Origin of the sequence: Sphingobacterium sp. NGMCC 1.201703 (genome assembly GCF_047784615.1) — a bacterium.
GTDB lineage: Bacteria > Bacteroidota > Bacteroidia > Sphingobacteriales > Sphingobacteriaceae > Sphingobacterium.
In genome coordinates this window covers 17,504-36,562 of the sequence record NZ_JBLOHD010000008.1, presented here as the reverse complement: position 1 = coordinate 36,562, position 19,059 = coordinate 17,504, and the positions used below count along the sequence as shown (strand labels likewise).

Sequence of the window (19,059 nt, the reverse complement as noted above, 5' to 3'; positions counted from 1 at the left end):
TGAAGATCTATTCGTCCCTTAAACTATTTACCGGATTCAATAGCGCGGCTTTAAACGTCTGAAATCCTATAGTGATAAATGCGACCAGTGTTACTATTAATATCGCAATCAGGTATGCCCACCAAGGCATCTCAATATGATACACAAAATCATTTAACCAATTATTAAAGAGATAATAAGCGATCGGTCCAGCAATAAGAAAAGCAAGCAAAATCAGTTTGATATAATTTGATGACAGTAAATGAATTATACCCGGAACACTGGCTCCCAGAACTTTGCGGATACCGATTTCTTTGCTTCGGGCTTCGGTGGTATAGGCTGCTAGTCCCAACAGACCGAGACAGGCTATAAAAAGTGTAAGAAATGAAAACATGCTCATGATATTGGATGAGCGGATTTCATTTTCATATTGGCTTTGGACATGTTGATCTAAAAACGAAAAATCGAATGCAGCTTCAGGAGCGACAGTCGTATATATCTTCTTTATTTGGTCGATATATCCTTGAACATCTGTGGTTTTATAACGGATCAATAAGTTGCGTGGTGATTCTGAGGGATCATTCATGGTGTAGTAGCTGTAACCTCCGATTTCGGATTTAAGGTTTGTATAATTAAAATCCTGAACGACACCGGTGATGATCGAGTTGGTTGGACTCATCTCAGTGATAATATGCTTCCCAATGGCTTCTTGCGGAGATTTATAGCCTAAGTATTTCAGTACTTTCTCGTTGATCAGTACATAGCAGGTAGAGTCTGTACGTCCCCATATATCAGGTAAATCTGTTCCGGCAAGCAATTTTAATCCAAGTGTATTTACTGTATTTCCATAAGTAACACAGCTCAGTGTCGGTAAACCCTGTTTATCTGTGCTGAGTTTATAAGTTGTTTTTCCGCTTTCGTTACTTCCGGGTACGGACTGTGCGAATGTGGTGGACAACGTATTTGATAAGCTTTGGACCTGTTGATTGAGTGTGTTGAGCTTTTCCAGGCTTCGGAAAGAACGGATGGGGACCGAGACCACATGTTCAGGTTGATAGCCCAGGTCTTTATTTCGAATAAAATTCATCTGGGTGAGCATCACGGAGATGCCGATGATCAATATAATCGAAATGGTAAATTGGCATACCACCAATATTTGTCTGATCAGGACTGTTTTCCCTTGTTTATTGTAGCCCTTATTCATCAATGCGATCGATTTTATTTTCGATAAGAATAAGGCTGGGTAGCTGCCCGCAAAAAACGTAATCATAAACCAGGATAACGCCAATATCCCTAGCATATCCCAGTTCAGGAGTTGTTGAATAGTAATGTTTGTGCTGCCGATGTTATTAAATAGCGGGATCAAAAGAATGGCCAATACCACGCCTAATGTCATTGCAAATAGACTGATCGTTGCGGTTTCCACAAAAAAGCGGACAATCAGTTGGCTCCTAGTAGCTCCAAGCACCTTGTTTACACCCACTTCTTTGGCATTCTTCTGTGATTTTGCGGTCGCCAGATTCATGTAATTGATACAGGCAATCGCGATGACAAGAAAAGCAAGGACAGATAGTGTTCGAATGCTGTCAATGTTTCCTATACGTTTGGTAACTCCCTCTCCAAGATTCGATGAGTAAAGATGCACCTTTAGCAGTGGTTGCAGGAAAAATTGAGTATAATATTGATGGTCTTTTTCTACGTATTTGTCAATCAACTTTGTCGCTTGTTGAGCAACAGCAGCTGGATCGGATCCTTTTTTTAGTAATATATACGTCTCATAGCTTGCATTGCTCCAATGGACATTTTGCCCCATCCAGGAATCCATAATATTCATGACCATATTACAGTCCAGGGTGCTATTGGCGGGAAGATCTTTGAATACGCCGGTTACCTGTACGGTATCTCTTTGGTTAACGGAAATGAGTTTTCCCAATGCTTCACTCTTACCAAACAGTTTTTCTTTTGTTGATTGGGAAAGGACAATACTTTTTTTGTTTAGAAATGCTGTACGAACATTCCCTTCTATAAATTGGAAATCAAAGATGGAAAACAGGGTTGAATCGGCTAGGTACAATTGTTTCTCATTGAAATTTTCCGCTCCGGCACGTATCGAAGCGGTAGCGCCAAAGCCATCTTTTACCAGCCGTACCATATTATCGACCTGCGCAATATCTGATTTGAGGGCCGGACCCACTGCATTTGGCAGGTTAATCATTTTCTCCCGATTGTATTCTGCCGACAACTGCATGTGCAAACGATAGATATTATCAGCTTTTGGATACATGGTATCAAAACTCAGTTCCTGACGGATAAAAGCAAATAGCAGCAGGGATATGCAGATGCCAATCGCCAATCCGCTAATATTAAGGATGCTGAAAAATCGGTTGGCCCGAATACTCCGCCAGGCTGTTTTTATGTAGTTCTTGATCATGATTGTATCTATTTGTGTCGTGCTGATATATTAAGTTTATTCTTGCTTGTATACTATTTATTCGTCTCTCAGACTATCTACCGGATTGGCTTTAGCGGCTTTTAACGTTTGGAAGCTAACGGTGATCAGGGCGATGAGAACAGCTGAAAATCCAGCAAAAGCAAACATCCACCATTTTGGCTCAATATGATAGGCGAAATTATCCAGCCACTTGTTCATTGCTATCCATGATAATGGTGTAGCGATACAGAGCGCGATGACTAATAATCTGATAAAATCAGAAGAGAGTAGCAGCACTAAATTGTATATGGAAGCACCAAGAACTTTGCGGACCCCGATTTCTTTGGTACGCTGTTGCGCCGTATAGGTCACCAATCCAAGTAAACCCAGACAAGCAATGAAAAGGGCAAGACTAGAAAATGCCGTAAAGAGTCTCCGGAAGTTAAAATCGGCTTCGTATTGACGGTTAAAATTATCGTCCAAGAAGCTATACAGAAAGGGACGGTGAGGGGCAAGTTCTGCCCATAATTTGCTAATTCGTGCGATTGTTTGCTGATTTACTTTTTGTAGATTCACAGCCAGATAACGGCTGCTACTTGGCTCAAGTCGTAGCGTCAATGGTTCAATTTTGCGATGTAGGGACAGGTAATTGAAATCTTTTACAACGCCGATGACCGTGCCTTCTTTGCCCCACTGTCTAAATTGTTTTCCGATGATATCCTGTGGATTTGAATAGCCCCATAATTTGGCTGCCGATTCGTTGATCACAAGTGAATGGGCACTATCTGCTGGGAAATCGCGTGAGTAAGCTCTTCCTGCTGCCATCTTGATGTCCATATTGGGGATAAAGTCTATATCTACTTCATATAGTGAAGGCGCGAAATTGGTCATTTTGCCATCTGTAGACATAATCTCTGTTCCAGCATTTGGAAAAAATGCTCCCGGTACGGTGCGTGAAGCTGTCACCGACAGTACATCTTTATCTTTTGCGAGGGTATTTTTGATTGCCTCTAAATTGTTGTTGACTTTCTCATCAAAATTATAGTCGATGATTAGACGTTGTGCTTTTTGAAATCCAAGATCCTGCTGTTGTAGTTGATTCAATTGCGAGAATACAATCACGGTGCCTGCGATCAATGCAATGGAAAGACAGAATTGAAAGACAACGAGAGCCCGACGTAATAATGTACCGCCTTTACTGTTGCTAAATGTTCCTTTAAGAACTTTAATCGGTTTAAAATTTGCGAGGATCAAAGCGGGGTAGCTGGCGGCTAATAACCCGGTTATAAGTGTTACCAAAAAGAAAATCGTCCAGGTGGTGCCGTTAAGGAGGGTCGAATAGCCAAACTGTTTACCTGAAAAAACTTCCATAAAAGGAAGAAATGCAAGGACCAAAGCGATAGCCAATATACTACTGATAAATACGAGTACCAGCGACTCGGACATAAACTGTAGTATCAGATTGCTTTTATTGGCCCCAATGGCTTTTCGTACACCGACTTCCTTGGCGCGCTCCATGGATCTGGAAGTCGCAAGATTCATAAAGTTAACACAGGCAATCAGCAGGATGAATCCACCGATAATCGCGAAAATGTACAGATTTTGAAAGCTACCTGTTGTTCCCGGTTGGCGATCCGCAGTGGAGTGCATATATGCCTGAAGCATGGGCTCGAGATGGAAACTGTATTTTGAATTGGCGTTTACTTGTACCGGGACATTACGTTTGAGAAAATCAGGTATCTTCTGACTGAATTTTGTAGGATCAAATTCTTTCGATGTTAAGAAGTAAGTGTAAAAATCTACATAGTCCCAACCTTCTTTCCCGAAGACACCGGGTCTTGCTTTCCGGAAGGTACTCATAGATAATAGCGCATCGAAGGTAAAATGTGAGTTGGCAGGAACATCTTCCATTACAGCTGTTACGGTATACAGACCTGCATCAGCCCGACCTGCTGCTAATCCCCCTTCAATGGTTTTGCCGATCGGGTTCTGGTCACCGAAATATTTTTTTGCTGTGCTTTCTGTCAATACAACAGAATATGCATTTTTTAATGCTGTATGTGGATTACCAGCCAACATTTTCCAGCTGAATACATCGAATGCTGTAGAATCCATGAAAAATACATTTTCTTCCTGGAATCTATTTTCCCCTTGTTTGAGTAGGATGGACGTTTGCCCAGAGAATTGAACGATCTTCTCTATCTCCGGGAAGTCGGATTTCAGGGCTTCTCCAACTGGAGCATTCCCCCAGATCTGATGCTGTTCTGTGCTGCCGACTTCTTTATAGTCATGTACGACGCGGAAAATACGGTCTTTGTTGACATGATATTTATCGTAGGAAAGTTCATGCTGTACATAAATAACAATTAATAAACAGCAAGCCAAGCCGACGGCGAGGCCTACAATATTTATGGTGGCATAACCTCTATTCTTTAGTATATTGCGCCAGGCTATTTTAATATAATTTTGTATCATAGTTTATCGTGTTAATTATTCGTCCCTTAAGCTATCGACAGGATTACTCAAGGCCGCGCGAATAGCCTGATAGCTGACTGTGGTAATGGCAATCAGCAAGGCCAGAATGCTGCCGAAGATGAAGGTCTGTATGTCCAAATCTGTTTTATAGGCAAAATTGCTTAACCATTTATTCATCAAATAGACCGCAATGGGACAGGCAATCAAAATGGCAATAGAAACGAGTATCACGAAATTTTTGCCCAATAGTCTTACGACACCAAAGGTGCTTGCTCCGAGGACCTTGCGGATTCCAATTTCTTTTATGCGCATTTGTGCTTCGTGAGTTGCTAGTGCAAATAAGCCCAAAGCGGATATAAAAATCGCAATACCTGCAAAAATGTTGAATAGTAGTCCTGTCCGGTGTTCCGATTTATATAAATTGTCAAATTGCTGATCAATGAATGTATAATTAAATGGAGCATCGGAAGGATAGCGATTATAGATCTTTTCTAAAGCCTTAATGGCTTCAGGAGCTTTTGTCGTACTTGTTTTTACATATAAAGTGCCCGCTCCCCAACGTGTCCAAAAGACCATTGGACCAATCTTATCTTTGATGGATTTGAAGTGGAAGTCTTTTACCACTCCGATGATTTGTCCCGGGATATCATGAAAACTCATGTTGGATCCCACATAGGGTGGTTTTAAGCCCATCTGTTTAGCCAATGTTTCGTTGATGATATAGCCAGAAGAATCGGCTGGCATACCAGTAAAATTTTTCCCTTCGAGAAATTGTATGTTCATCAGTGGAATAAAATCCTTATCAATGGTCGCCTGAGCTACAATCAGTTTGTTGTCTTTAGATTTACCTTGCCAATCTATATCCCCAGTGGCATTTCCGAAGTCGGTCATGTTGTAAACACCGGATAAGGAGACAGCTTGTATGGCGTTGTTGTTTTTGAGTTCGGTCCGTATTGCATCTATATGCTTATAGGCTTCCTCTGGAAGACCAAGGGTTATGACATGATCTCTGTCATAGCCCAGGTTGATCTTTTGGATAAAAGCCAATTGGTTTCGGATGACAAGTGTACACACAATTAACGTCACGGAAAGGGTAAACTGGAAGACCACTAATATTTTACGCATTGTATTAGATGAAACACCTTTTACTGATTTCCCTTTTATGGATTGAATTGGATTGAATGAGGACAGTTGAATTGCGGGATATATACTGGATAGCGCGAGTGTTCCCAAAATTGCAGCCCCAATATACAGCCATATTGCCGTATTACGGAAAGAAAAGCTGATTGATTTTTGCGCAATCTGATTATATCCTGTATGAAGGATCAGAATCAGGATAAAAGCGATCACTAACGAACAAAGAAATACAATAACCGTTTCCGTGATGAATTGTAAGAATAAGTGGAGACGGTTGGCACCAATAATCTTTCTGATACCAACATCTTTCGCCCGATCCAATGCCCTTGCGGTGCTCAGATTGACATAATTTACTGCACCGATGACCAGCAGCAATACCGCTATGATCCCAAAAATCTGCACCATGCGAAGTGTAGATTTATTTCTGTCGGGCGCAATTAGATGCATGGTTTTTAACGGGTCTAAAACAAATACAGTCGAATTTTCGCCGTCACGGGCTTTGGTATAGGAGTCTGTGATAGATTTTCCGATAAGTGCTGCAGAAGCGTTGGGTTTGACTTTAACATAGGTTGAAAAGCTGTAGTTTCCCAGATCTTCATCGATTGTTTTCCATTTTCCATTACCCCCCCAGTTTGTAAATCGCTGTGCATGATATCCTAATGGAATAACGACATCGAACTGCATGGAGGAGTTTTGGGGGAGATCTTGTAGGATACCGGACACAGTAAAGAGATCTTTTTGGTAACGAAAAGTCTTTCCGATAGCCTGCTGATTGCTAAAAAGTTTTTCGGCTGTTGATGCAGTGATAAGTGCCTGCTTGTAATTAGCCTGAAAACCTGCAAGAGAGCCTTCTTGCAGTGGAAAATGAAACATGTTGAAAAAATTGCCGTCAACATAATAGATGTTCATATCCGTTACGGGACGTTTCAACTTGTCATTGACCAATGTTGTATTGTAGTCCCGTGAAACACGCGTTGCGTAATCAACCTCAGGTACATTTTGTGCATAATTTCCAATAGGACCTGGGGAAGATCCCCATATAGAACCGTTGTGTTCGGGATCTAAGTGAGAATTGACTGTATATATACGTTCATAGTCTGGATGGAATTTATCAAAACTTTGTTCATCCTGTACCCAGAGAATAATTAATATCGAGGCAGTAAGACTGACCGACAACCCTAAGATATTGATAACGGTATAGAACTTCTTTTTCCTTAATTCTCTGATGGCTGTTATTAAATAATTCTTTATCATATGGTTAGGTTTTTGTAGTGTTGGTCAATTTTGCTGTGTTCTGTGTATTCTCTTGCGGTTCGTTCTTCAAAAACATGGATTGTGATGGGAACATTACTGAATCCCATCATTTTCCTTGATCACTATTGAGCTTCTTTATTCATCTCTTAAACTGTCTACTGGATTTGCACGGGCAGCACTGAGGGATTGATAGCCCATGGCTAAAAATGCTACGCCGATAGTTGCTATCGCCGGAATAATAAACATCCACCAGCTGAGTTCTATTTTAAACGCAAAGTCTGTGAGCCATTTATCAATCGCCAGCCAGGCAATCGGTGTAGCGATTAGGATCGAGATAAGAATTAGTTTGATATAATCTTTTGAGAGCAGTAGCACGATGCCACTGACCGTGCTGCCCAAAATTTTTCGGATCCCGATCTCCTTTGTTCGCTGGTGCGTAGTTAATGTCACTAAACCAATCAATCCCAGGCAGCTTAATAAAATGGTAATTGACGTTGACAGATTGATTATTTTATAAAAGCGATAATCTTTCTCATAGAGTTCCTTGATCCGCTCGTTATAAAATTGGTAGGTAAAAGGTGCATTTGGATATACGTTTTCCCATTCAGTCTTGATGGATGCAATTGCCTGATGCCATTTTTTAGGATCTCCATTTAATTTGATATTTATATTCTGCAGCGTGCCCTTATCAGTTGATATTTGCATGGCAAGGGGTTCTAATGGCGCATGGAGATTAAAGTTGTGGAAATCAGCCAGTACACCGACAATTGTCGTTGGACGATCGCTTACGGTAACAATTGCTCCGACAGCTTCAGCTGGGGATTTAAATCCAAATTTACTAATGGCCTTTTGATTGATCAGTATTCCTGAAGTTGTATCCGAGAGTTTGAGAGCCCGGCCGGCCAGTAATTTCATTTTAAATACATCCAAATAGTTCTCTTCAATATATTTAAAAGGCATATTAACCAAGATCTGACCGGTATCGCTCTGCATAACGATATTATTTCCCCATTGGTCGTTATTCATGGGGAGGTGGCCTAGCGAAATCTGATCAATTTCAGGATATTTTTGAAGAAGTTCTTTCAACAGAAATGGACTTTTACCCGAATCTTCTGCTTTTTTATACGGCAGTTTGAGTGTAATAACAGCATCATCCTGAAAACCAACATCGCTGTCTAAAGCATGCTGGAGCTGTAAACCCATGATCACTGTCAGTACGACAAAAGCTTGTGCGATTACAAATTGAAAGACAATGAGGATCTTTCTGAGCGAAATACCACCAAACGAAATTTTATCTGTTGCATGGATTTTGATGGCCTCTACGACATGTACTTTATTGATGAGATAAGCTGGATACAGACTGGAAATTAATGTCAATAGGATAATAAGTCCCAATAGAAAGATAAAGACAGATAGACTATCTGAATAAGCGTTTATATTTTCCGGAAGATATGTACTAAAGGTAAGTTCGAATATTTTGACCAAGGGCCAGGAGAATAATAACCCAAATAAACAGGTAAAAAAGGTTTCTTTGATAAAGGATAGTGTCAAGTGTCTGGGTTGTTCGCCCAATGTTTTCCGAATACCGATTTCCCGAGCCCGGGCCGGAACACGGGCGGTGGTCAGGTTGATGTAATTGATACTTGCCAGTATAAGGAGAAATACGGCTATACCTATCAATCCGAACAACACCTGCTTGTCACTTCCGTTCAAGATGAATTTATTGAAATGCAAGTCCGTCAGTGGTGCTAACTCATAACCGGCCGTTATATTGTACTGCTTAAATTCTTCGCCAGCCATCTCCTGAAACTTCTTGGTAGCTAGTTTAATTACTTGCGAAGGCATCCCATTTTCAGTTAATTTAATGTAAACATGGAAATTTGAACTTGAATTCTCCCAATTGTCTGCTTCCTGGGGATTGGGTTTTACACGGATAAATTCTTTACTGACAAAACTGCTCGGATAGTCTAAGTCGGCGACAATACCGGTTAATGTAAGAAGCTGATCATCGTATTGTATTGTTTTGCCAAGAAGAGATTTTGGATCTGCATCGGGGAAATATTGTTTTGCACGGGAGGCCGTCAGGATGGTTTCATTGTTGTTTTTGAGCGCCGTATTTGGATTACCAACGATCCATTTATAGGGAACGAGTTTAAAATAGTCGGCGGTGGCGGAAACAATTTTATCCTGCTCATTGAATTCCAGCGTTTCGTTGTTAGAACGCTTTACCTTGATGCTTTCAAATGATCGGTTAGCAATAGGTGCAACCACTTCCAGTCCGGTCAGATCTTTCTTTAGATTAGCACCGAGATAAGCACCAAGAGGGTAGGGGGTCCCATCAAAACGATGGATATTTTCACCTTCCTTAAATGCCGAGTAAAGCTTGTAAATCCGTTCCTTGTCGGGATGATTCTGGTTAAAACTGAATTCGTAATTGACAATCCGAAATACAATCCAGCTTGCGCTGATCCCGATCGCTAGACCGATGATATTAAGAAAGGTAAACAGACGGTTACGTCCCCATTGTCTCAAAATTAATTTTATGCCTTTCATCGTTTTATACTTTAAACTCGTTTAATAGCTCTCGGCCCTTCATGGGTAAGCGCTTTTAGATTTTTAAGAACATTCCTTACCCTTAAAAGGATCAGCTGGCCCTGGCTAGGATCCTAATGATGTCGTTTCCATAATAACCTGACCATCCAGCATGCGGATGATACGATCCGAAAATTTGGCGTCATGTTCACTGTGGGTAACCATCACGATGGTTGTACCAGCTTCGTTCAGTTCGGTTAAGAGTTGCATCACTTCATTACCATTGTTGGAATCCAGGTTACCGGTAGGCTCATCGGCAAGAATTAATTTGGGATTATTGACGACAGCACGGGCAACGGCCACACGCTGTTGCTGTCCTCCGGAAAGCTGTTGGGGAAAGTGGTTGCGGCGGTGCATGATTTGCACTTTCTCCAGTACTTCTTCAACTCGTTTCTTACGTTCGGCTGCTGGGACATTGGTATAGACAAGAGGAAGTTCCACGTTTTCAAATACAGTAAGTTCATCGATCAAGTTGAAACTCTGGAATACAAACCCGATATTATGTTTGCGAAGATCTGACCGACCACGTTCTTTGAATTTAGCCACCTCGATATCGTTGAATAAATAGCTCCCTTCATCCAGATCATCCAATAGTCCGATTATATTCAGTAAAGTTGATTTGCCACAACCAGATGGACCCATCACGGCAACAAATTCACCTTCTTTTACGTGAATATTCAGATTGTTCAATGCGACAGTCTCTACTTCTTCCGTGCGGTAATACTTTTGAAGATTGGTTATTTTAATCATATTTTTTGCGCTCATGGTTTTATGTTTTGGGCCCTCGGCAATCGCTTTAGGCGGTTATTATTCTGTTTAATTCTATTCTTTTAAATTGTTTATTTTTCTTTTTATTCGTCTCGGAGTGTCTTCGTCGGGTTGGCTATTGCGGCTTTAAAAGCCTGTGAGCTAATCGTTAACAGGGCTATTATTATGGCAGATAGACCACTCAGCACAAAGACCGTCCAGGAGATGTTAACATGGTGTGCATAGTCTGCGAGCCATTTGTGCATGAAAACCCAGGCAATCGGGAATGCAATGATACAGGAGATACCTATCAGGATAATAAATTCGCGATTGAGCATCTGAATAAGACCAGAAACGGAAGCACCAAGGACTTTGCGTATACTGATCTCTTTGGCACGTTGTTCTGTCGCAAAGGCAGCCAAACCAAATAGGCCTAAGCATGAAATAATAATGGATATAACCGCAAATACACTGGATAACTGCTGTATAAACAGTTCAGCCTGAAATTTGCTGTTGAAGGTTTCATCCAAAAATTTGTAATCGAAAGGAAATCCGGGATTATTTTTTACAATAATCTTTTCAATTTGTTGAATAGCCTGCGGCAGGTCAATCCCTGCTTTTGTACGGATATTCAATAGGCCGGTTTCTCTGACCAGAGGTATAAATAACATGGGATCTGGATCGGCATATACGTTGTTATAAACAAAATTTTTGACAACTCCGGCAATCGTGTAATTCTCTTCGCCGTAATTAAGGATACTACCCACTACATGGCCGTCTTTCCGGATTAATTTAGCAAGGGTTTCATTAATAAGAACCGATGTGCTGTCACCCAGTAAGTTGGCGTGGAAGTTTCTTCCATCAAACATTTTAAGATCTAATGCCGGTATTAAGCCTTCATCTGCACGTAGCATTCCGATCAGAATACTCTTGTTTGGATCTTTTCCTTCCCAATTGAAACCAGAGGTATTGTTGTAAATGTTGAGAATACTCACATCACTGACACCAACCTGCTCCACCAATCCTGTTGCTAGGAGCTGGTTTTTGATCAGGGGAAGATGTTTGGCCATATCACCTTGCAGTGTGGTGGTCAATACCTGACTCTTGTCAAAGCCAATGTCTCTATTTTTATTATGTTGTATCTGCTGATAAATGATAATCGTACAAATGATCAGTACAACTGATGCGGTATACTGTAGTACAACCAATCCCTTGCGGATAAGACTTCCGGTGCCAGCTTTCTGCTTCGCTCCTTTGATAGTCGATAGTGGCTTGAAAGCAGACAGAAAGAATGCGGGATAACTTCCTGCAAATAGCCCGCATATTAAAGTAATTGTGATGACAAAGGCAAGATGTATCGGTTTGAATAAATCGACCTGAAGGTCTTGGCCAATCATGGTATTAAATGGCCGAATACAAATATAGACCAATAAAATAGCAACTAATGAGGAAATAGAAGCTAGGACCAATGATTCTGCGAGAAATTGTCCAATCAACGATTGACGACTTGCACCAACAACTTTGCGCATACCGACTTCTTTTGCCCTTTTTTCGGATCTGGCGGTAGCAAGATTCATAAAATTGATACAGGCAATCAGCAAAACGATCCAAGCAATAATGCTGAACAGACGAATATTTTTTAAACTTCCTTCTATTTCATTTCCACTGTTATCAAAACGGTTATGTGTAACCCATCTTTCCATTGGATAGAGGAAATTTTGTGAAAAAGTAACCTCACCATTGGTTCTATTTTTGACATAGTTCATGAGCTGTTTGTTGATTTGATCAACGTTTGCATTGTCTTCAACCTGAATCAACGTCTGGATACCATTATTGTCCCATCTGGTCAGCCAGTCTTGGCTAGACTCAAATTTTTTGAAGGGAATTAACCATTGAAAATTATAACTGCTGTTTTTAGGGAGGTCTTTTGTAATGGCTGATACGATGTAAAGTTCTTTGTTATCAGTCTTTACTGTCTTACCTAGGGCGGGTTGACTGCCAAATAATTTTTTCGCGCCGGATTCTGATAAAATGATGTTATCTACTTTGTCAAATGCGGTTTTACGATCCCCCTCCATAAATTCCAGCGAAAGCACGTCGGCAACGGTCGCATCAGCATATAGTCCATTCTGAAATAAATTGTTATCACCAACAGAGAATAACATTGGGCTAATCCATGTCATGCGTACGGCATGTTTAATGCCCGGAATCTCTTTCGCTATATTTTGCGCCAGGGGGCCGGGGGTTGATTCGAACACAAAGGTTGCACCATCATAGGTCTGTTTTGACTTGACGATATAGAGATCCTTTTTGTTGGGGAAGTTATCATTATAGCTTAACTGATTTTCTACCCATAAAAAGATCAAGGATGCTGCTGCAATGCCGATCGCTAACCCAAAAATATTGAGAAAGCTGTACCCTTTGGTTTTCCAAAGGTTACGAAAGGCTGTTTTTATAAAGTTCTTTATCATCGTGGTATTGCGTAATTGCTGTTGTTTATTCAGATTTGGTTAAATAAGCCAGTGGATTAACACTGGCTTTATTTTTTACTTCGAATTTATCGCTTAATACTTAATTCCTGCACTTTGTCATAGGTCTCGTAACTCGATACGACGACCTTGTCTCCGGGTTGTAATCCTTTGATCACTTCATAATATTCTGGATTCTGTCTGCCCAGTTGGATGTCGACACGGTAAGCTGTATTTCCATTTTTATCGAGTTTGAAGATCCAGTTGCCACCGGTCTGTTGATAGAAACCACCTTTAGCTAATAATAATGCTTTCGTTTCATCACTTAAGGCGAGACGTATTTGTAGCGTCTGTCCACGACGGATTCCTTTGGGGACTTCATTGATAAATTCCATGTCGACCTGGAACCGGCCATTGGTTACCTGCGTGTATACCTTTTTAATACGAAGCTTGTAGGTTTTGTCTCCAATGGAAAACTCGCCCTGAAGATCTGGGAAAATACGGTTGATATAATGCTCGTCGATATCAGCACGAACTTTAAATCCAGTCAGGACGTCAATCTGACCGAGTCGCTCGCCCGCATTTTTGTTCTGTCCAATTTCGGCATCAAAAGCAGTTAACTGACCATCGACAGGTGCCCGTACGATGAGGTCACCAATTTTTCGTTTCATTAATTCCAACGCACTTTGTGTACGTTGGTAGGTCTGTCTGTCCTGATTCGTTTTTTGAGCGTTGGATATTTCGTCTTGTTTTAGAATCTGTTTCGTTAGATTAACGCGTTCCTTTTGGTAATTATATTCATTTTTTGATTTTTCAAATTCCTGTGATCCAATAGCCTTTTCCGCGAGTAATTTTCTGTTTAAGTTATAGATACGCTCGGCTTCCCTAAAAGCCTGTTCGACATCTGCCATCTGGTTACGGTTGTTAATAGATGCTTGTTGGGCATTGGTCTGCGCGATCTGCGACTGTGTCAAAAGGTTCAGTACTTGTGTTTCCTGTTGAACCAACGTAAGCTCCTGATCGGTATTGGATAGACGCATAATCGGATCACCCTTTTTTAAGACAGTACCATCTTCAACAAATTTTTCCTCCACACGACCACCTACAGAAGCATCGAGATAGATGCTGCTGATTGGAAGCACTGTGCCATTGATTGGAATGAATTCCTGAAAGTTACCATTTTTTATTTCGACAATAGAGATACGGTCCGCTTCTACATTTAGCTTGCTTTTGCCCGAGGTAAAGTAAAAACTAGCGCCGATTAATCCAACGATGCCAGCAATCCCTACAATGGTCATGATGCGTTTGCTATTCCACTTCTTCTTTTCTAAAGGTCTGTCCATAATTTAATATCAATTTGCTATGTAACTATGAAAGCTGTGCCAATAATTTAACGTATTGATTTTTAGTTGTTTATTTTGTTTGTGCTGCTGTTCGGTGTTCGATAGCGGACACTTCATGTACGATGGCGTACAACCCGGATCTTATCTATGATTTTTACCGTATATTTTTATTGTATTTTAATAAGATTGCGCGGGTGTTCAATATCGGACAGTTGATTGTACGAACTTGGACATTGATCGTTTGTTGTTTTGTGCATCTTGTTGATAATCAGAATTTTTATTGTTTGGCATGGCGATGGTCTGCTTGGAAAACAAAAAGTGGATATGAAGAGAATTTATATATATAGTACATTGTGTTTTTTGTTGACTTATATAAAACTTGAGGCACAACAGACTGAGCAAGGAATTGGGGAGCGGGATGTTGTAAAAGTAGAAGCTATCAGGGGGAATGAGTCGGAATCAAAACGTAGCTTGGCCGACTGTATCCAATTGGCTATAAAAGCCAACCCTACCTTATTGCAAAATGAATTAGCAGTAAAACGAGCTGAAGTGAATCTTTCACAGGCAAAATCGAATCGATTACCTAATTTGAATGGACGCTTGGGGCATAGCCTTACCTCAGGACGTTCTGTTGATAATGCGACAAATCAATATATTACTAGTAATAACTCTTCTGGAAATTTTGGGTTGGATGCTAGTGTACCTGTTTTTAATGGATTTCGTATATTGAATGATATTCGGATGCGCGCAGATGCGAAGGCAGCGGGAAAACTTGAATTCGATTCGCAGGTCAATGCATTGAAACTGGATGTTATTACGGCTTATATCCAAGTATTAACAGCACAGGATGTTTTGAGGCAATCAGAGGTGCAAACAGAGGTGACACGTGAGCAGGTACGTCGTGCTGAAGCGATGCAAAAAGAGGGTGCAATTAATCCGGGGGATTATTTTGATCTAAAAGGACAGCTTGCTAATGATATCAATATGATCGAAAGCAATAAACAGCGGCTTTATACGAATCGTGTAAAGTTAGCCAGTTTATTAAATATAGAAGAGGCGCAATTGGGCGATTTGCAGGCATTGGAGTTAAAAGCTGATGCACAAAAAATGGACGCTACAACACTTTATAACTTGGCAACGGAGAATCTACCGAATATTCCGGCGCTGGATTGGAAAATTAAAGCGGCCGAAAAAAATATTAAAATAGCGCAATCTTCCTATTGGCCTTCTTTGTCCTTAAATGGTGGATTAGGTTCGAATTATTCCAAAAATGTAAAAACGGGCGGTTATTGGTATCAAATGAAGAATAATCTTGGAAAGTCTGTATCATTAGATCTTTCAATTCCCATTTTTAACAGATTTAAGGTTAGGAATGATGTTAAACTGGCTAAATTAGATTTGGAATCAAGCAAATTTCAACGCGAGATTGCGCTGAATAATTTGAGGACCGAGACTGCAAATGCGGTTTTTAACCTGCAAAATGCCAGCAATACAATTACACAATTGCAGGAGCAAAATACAAATTACGCGGAATCATTTCGTATCGCCAAGGTCGTATTCGAATTGGGAAACAGTAATTCAGTCATATTTTTAACTGCAAAGACAAAATATGATAATAGCCAGATCCAATTGGTTGTCAAGCAGTATGAGTGGTTGCTACAAAAATATATCAATGATTATTACGCAGGCTCGTTAAATTTATAGTTATCTTAGTGTCTGAATGAAGCCAGGGAATATGAAAAAAGCATCTATTTTAGTAGTCGACGATGACCAAGATTTACTTACAGCAGCAAGAATCTTGCTAAAACCTAAAGTCAGCCATGTTCATGTCGAATCTAATCCAGAGAACCTGATTGGGCATTTGGAGAGAATGCCTTATGACCTTGTGCTTCTGGATATGAATTTCAAAAGTACAATCAATACCGGAAATGAAGGGTTATATTGGTTGTCGCGGATCAAAGAAAAATTTCCGCAGGTTCATGTGATTATGATCACTGCCTATGGTGCGGTAGATCTGGCTGTAAAATCGCTAAAACAGGGCGCCGCCGATTTTGTGGTCAAGCCCTGGGAAAACGAGCAGTTGCTGGCAACCATTGAAAGCACGCTTGCAGAATCAAAAAATAAAGAAAAGAAAAATAAGAGTTCGCTGTTACGCTCCGGCAATAGCCCAGATCTGATCGGTAATTCGGTGGTCATGGACGAACTGCAATATAAGCTTGAGAAGATAGCACCAACAGACGCAAATATCTTGATCTTGGGGGAGAATGGCACCGGTAAGGATTTGATTGCACAGGCGATTCAACGGCGCTCGTTGCGCTCGGATCAGGTTTATGTGAAAGTTGACGTAGGTGCATTGACGGAGACTTTGTTTGAAAGTGAGCTTTTCGGCTATAAAAAAGGGGCATTCACAGATGCGCGGGAAGACCGTCAGGGACGTTTTGAAGCAGCAAATGGCGGGACTTTGTTTCTGGATGAGATCGGTAATATCTCGTTGCAGCAACAGGCCAAACTATTGACTGTACTACAAAATCGTCAAGTTACACCGCTGGGTTCTTACCAATCGATCCCTGTGGATATACGCCTAATTTCCGCAACAAATGTATCCCTTAAACACTTGGCCGATGAAAGCCGTTTTCGGAAGGATCTGATTTATCGCATCAATACCGTGGAAATTCAAGTTCCTCCTTTACGGGATAGGGGAGAAGATATCGGGCTATTGGCAACATATTTTCTGGATATCTATGCGAAGAAGTACAATAAACGCATAGAAGGATTTGAACCGGATGCGATAAAAAAGCTTTTTGCTTATCACTTTCCCGGAAATGTGCGTGAGTTGCAATACAGTATCGAACGGGCTGTAATCATGGCCGATCAGGTAAGTATTGCTGGAAATGATCTATTTTTCTCTCCGATTGAACAGCAAGCAGAACAGGTGGCTGTTGAATCTGTGCCTAGCAGCCAAAATCTAGAAGAGCTGGAGCGGAAAGCCATTAAGTCGGCCATCGAACGTTATAATGGGAATATCAGTAAGGCCGCAAAGGAACTGGGGCTGACCCGTGCGGCACTCTATAGGCGTTTGGAGAAATACGATATCTAGCCTATGAGACATGGAAAGATTTTAAATGTAATTAAGATTGTTTTGCTGTTGGTAGCTGCGGTTGTGGCTGCCTACCTCTTGATGAAGCATGAGTATGTACAAGCGTCTTTGATCTTTTGTATTATGCTCTATCTGGGTTTTAATCTATATGCCCAATATAATTTTTTGGAAAGACAGCTTGTAGAATTTGCCGAGGCAGTTAAATATCGCGACTTTACGCGACGTTTTTTGGTGAAAAATCCGAAATCGGTCGAAGGGCAGCTTTTTCGCGCTTTTAATCAGATTAACGAAACGTATAAGGAAATCAGTATTAAACAGGAGATACAACATCAGTACCTCGATCGTGTTATTAATATGCTTAACTCGGCTATTATCTTCTATGAGATGGATACGGGAAAAGTAATGTGGGTGAACGATGCCTTTAAACAACTTTTTCATCTGCCACATCTAGGGAATATTGCCGGACTGAAAAAGAAAAATCCCGACCTTTATGAAAAGACTATGCTGCTGGATAATGGTCAGCAACAAATGGAGTCTATCCAGTCAAGTAAAGGAAAAATAAAATTGCTGATTCAAAGTTCTAGTTTTGAAACACAAGATGCCATATTTCGCATTGTCGTTTATCAAAATATCAACGAAGCTATTGATGAGACTGAGACCAAGGCCTGGCATAAGTTATTGCGCGTACTTACGCACGAGATCATGAATTCTATTGCGCCAATCAGTTCATTGGCCGAAACACTCAATGGGCGTTTGGACCATTTCAGAGGACATGAGGATATTGATGATCTAAAAACCGGTATATCAACCATCAAAAGGCGGAGCGAAGGACTCCTGCATTTTGCAAAAAGCTACCGTATGATTAATAAGGTGGATCAACCACAGGTAGCGCCGATTCAGGTTTCCCAACTATTTGAACATATTTACCAGTTGCTCGAGCCGACGCTGATCCAAAAAAATATTGATGTTGATATTATCTTAAAGAACACCCGGCTGATACTGTATGCTGATGTCAACTTGATCGAACAGGTTATTATCAATCTGATGCTAAATGCAATTGATGCAGTGAATTCCCGAACGGAGGCCTATATCAGTTTATCTGCAATGGAAATCGATGGAAAAGTGCAGATTCGCATCGAAGATAATGGTCGGGGAATCCCTGCGGATCTCCAGGAACAGATATTTACACCCTTTTTTACAACAAAAAAAACTGGAACAGGGGTGGGGTTGACTCTGAGTAAGCAGATTATGTTGCTGCATAAAGGCACGATCTTTCTCAATAGCGTTGAGGGAGAAGGTAGTGCTTTTATACTTCAGTTTTAACACTTCTTTCCAACTATAACCTAGCTTTTAACGATCATCTTGTTCTTGTTATGCCTATGGTGCAAATGGCTTGTTCATGTCTTGTGTTTTGATGTTCCATGTGAAATAAAGTGTAAAATCAGTATTTTTCATGCAAAACGAATGTCATCTATTCTTTGGGTATACAACAAATTGCTGTTTATCGAGCTGTAGGTGGTTAAATATGCCTTTACA

Annotated in this window: 10 protein-coding genes; 3 read left to right on the top strand and 7 right to left on the bottom strand. The window is 40.7% G+C overall.

Going from position 1 to position 19,059, the window contains the following annotated elements; translation table 11 throughout:
* Positions 1 to 7: 7 nt before the first annotated feature.
* From ACK8HY_RS17400 to ACK8HY_RS17370, 7 genes are all read right to left on the bottom strand, one after another.
* A complete protein-coding gene (locus tag ACK8HY_RS17400) occupies positions 8 to 2,410 on the bottom strand; it encodes an ABC transporter permease (protein ID WP_416134330.1) in 2,403 nt (800 codons plus the stop codon).
* A 57-nt stretch (positions 2,411 to 2,467) separates the two neighbouring features.
* Positions 2,468 to 4,885: an ABC transporter permease gene (locus ACK8HY_RS17395; RefSeq protein ID WP_416134329.1), complete on the bottom strand. Its 2,418-nt coding sequence runs from the start codon at positions 4,883 to 4,885 to the stop codon at positions 2,468 to 2,470.
* A gap of 15 nt (positions 4,886 to 4,900) precedes the next feature.
* On the bottom strand, positions 4,901 to 7,276 hold the full coding sequence (locus tag ACK8HY_RS17390) for an ABC transporter permease (protein WP_416134328.1): 2,376 nt from the start codon (positions 7,274 to 7,276) through the stop codon (positions 4,901 to 4,903).
* A 135-nt stretch (positions 7,277 to 7,411) separates the two neighbouring features.
* Positions 7,412 to 9,829 (bottom strand): ABC transporter permease, encoded by a 2,418-nt coding sequence (locus ACK8HY_RS17385; protein ID WP_416134327.1) that lies wholly within the window; start codon positions 9,827 to 9,829, stop codon positions 7,412 to 7,414.
* A gap of 105 nt (positions 9,830 to 9,934) precedes the next feature.
* A complete protein-coding gene (locus ACK8HY_RS17380; RefSeq protein ID WP_077438031.1) occupies positions 9,935 to 10,618 on the bottom strand; it encodes an ABC transporter ATP-binding protein in 684 nt (227 codons plus the stop codon).
* Positions 10,619 to 10,719: 101 nt separating this feature from the next.
* Positions 10,720 to 13,086: an ABC transporter permease gene (locus ACK8HY_RS17375; RefSeq protein ID WP_416134326.1), complete on the bottom strand. Its 2,367-nt coding sequence runs from the start codon at positions 13,084 to 13,086 to the stop codon at positions 10,720 to 10,722.
* Positions 13,087 to 13,172: 86 nt separating this feature from the next.
* Positions 13,173 to 14,426: an efflux RND transporter periplasmic adaptor subunit gene (locus tag ACK8HY_RS17370; protein WP_343563688.1), complete on the bottom strand. Its 1,254-nt coding sequence runs from the start codon at positions 14,424 to 14,426 to the stop codon at positions 13,173 to 13,175.
* A 324-nt stretch (positions 14,427 to 14,750) separates the two neighbouring features.
* Here ACK8HY_RS17370 and ACK8HY_RS17365 point away from each other — a divergent pair, with 324 nt between their 5' ends.
* From ACK8HY_RS17365 to ACK8HY_RS17355, 3 genes are read left to right on the top strand one after another with little or no spacing between them, the layout of a single operon-like run.
* Positions 14,751 to 16,130, top strand: coding sequence for a TolC family protein (locus ACK8HY_RS17365; RefSeq protein WP_139351203.1), 1,380 nt, complete (start codon positions 14,751 to 14,753; stop codon positions 16,128 to 16,130).
* Between the two features lie 31 nt (positions 16,131 to 16,161).
* Complete coding sequence (locus ACK8HY_RS17360; RefSeq protein ID WP_416134325.1) at positions 16,162 to 17,523, top strand: sigma-54-dependent transcriptional regulator; 1,362 nt, start codon at positions 16,162 to 16,164, stop codon at positions 17,521 to 17,523.
* A 3-nt stretch (positions 17,524 to 17,526) separates the two neighbouring features.
* Positions 17,527 to 18,846, top strand: a complete 1,320-nt coding sequence (locus ACK8HY_RS17355; RefSeq protein WP_416134324.1) for a sensor histidine kinase — start codon at positions 17,527 to 17,529, stop codon at positions 18,844 to 18,846.
* Positions 18,847 to 19,059 lie beyond the last annotated feature (213 nt).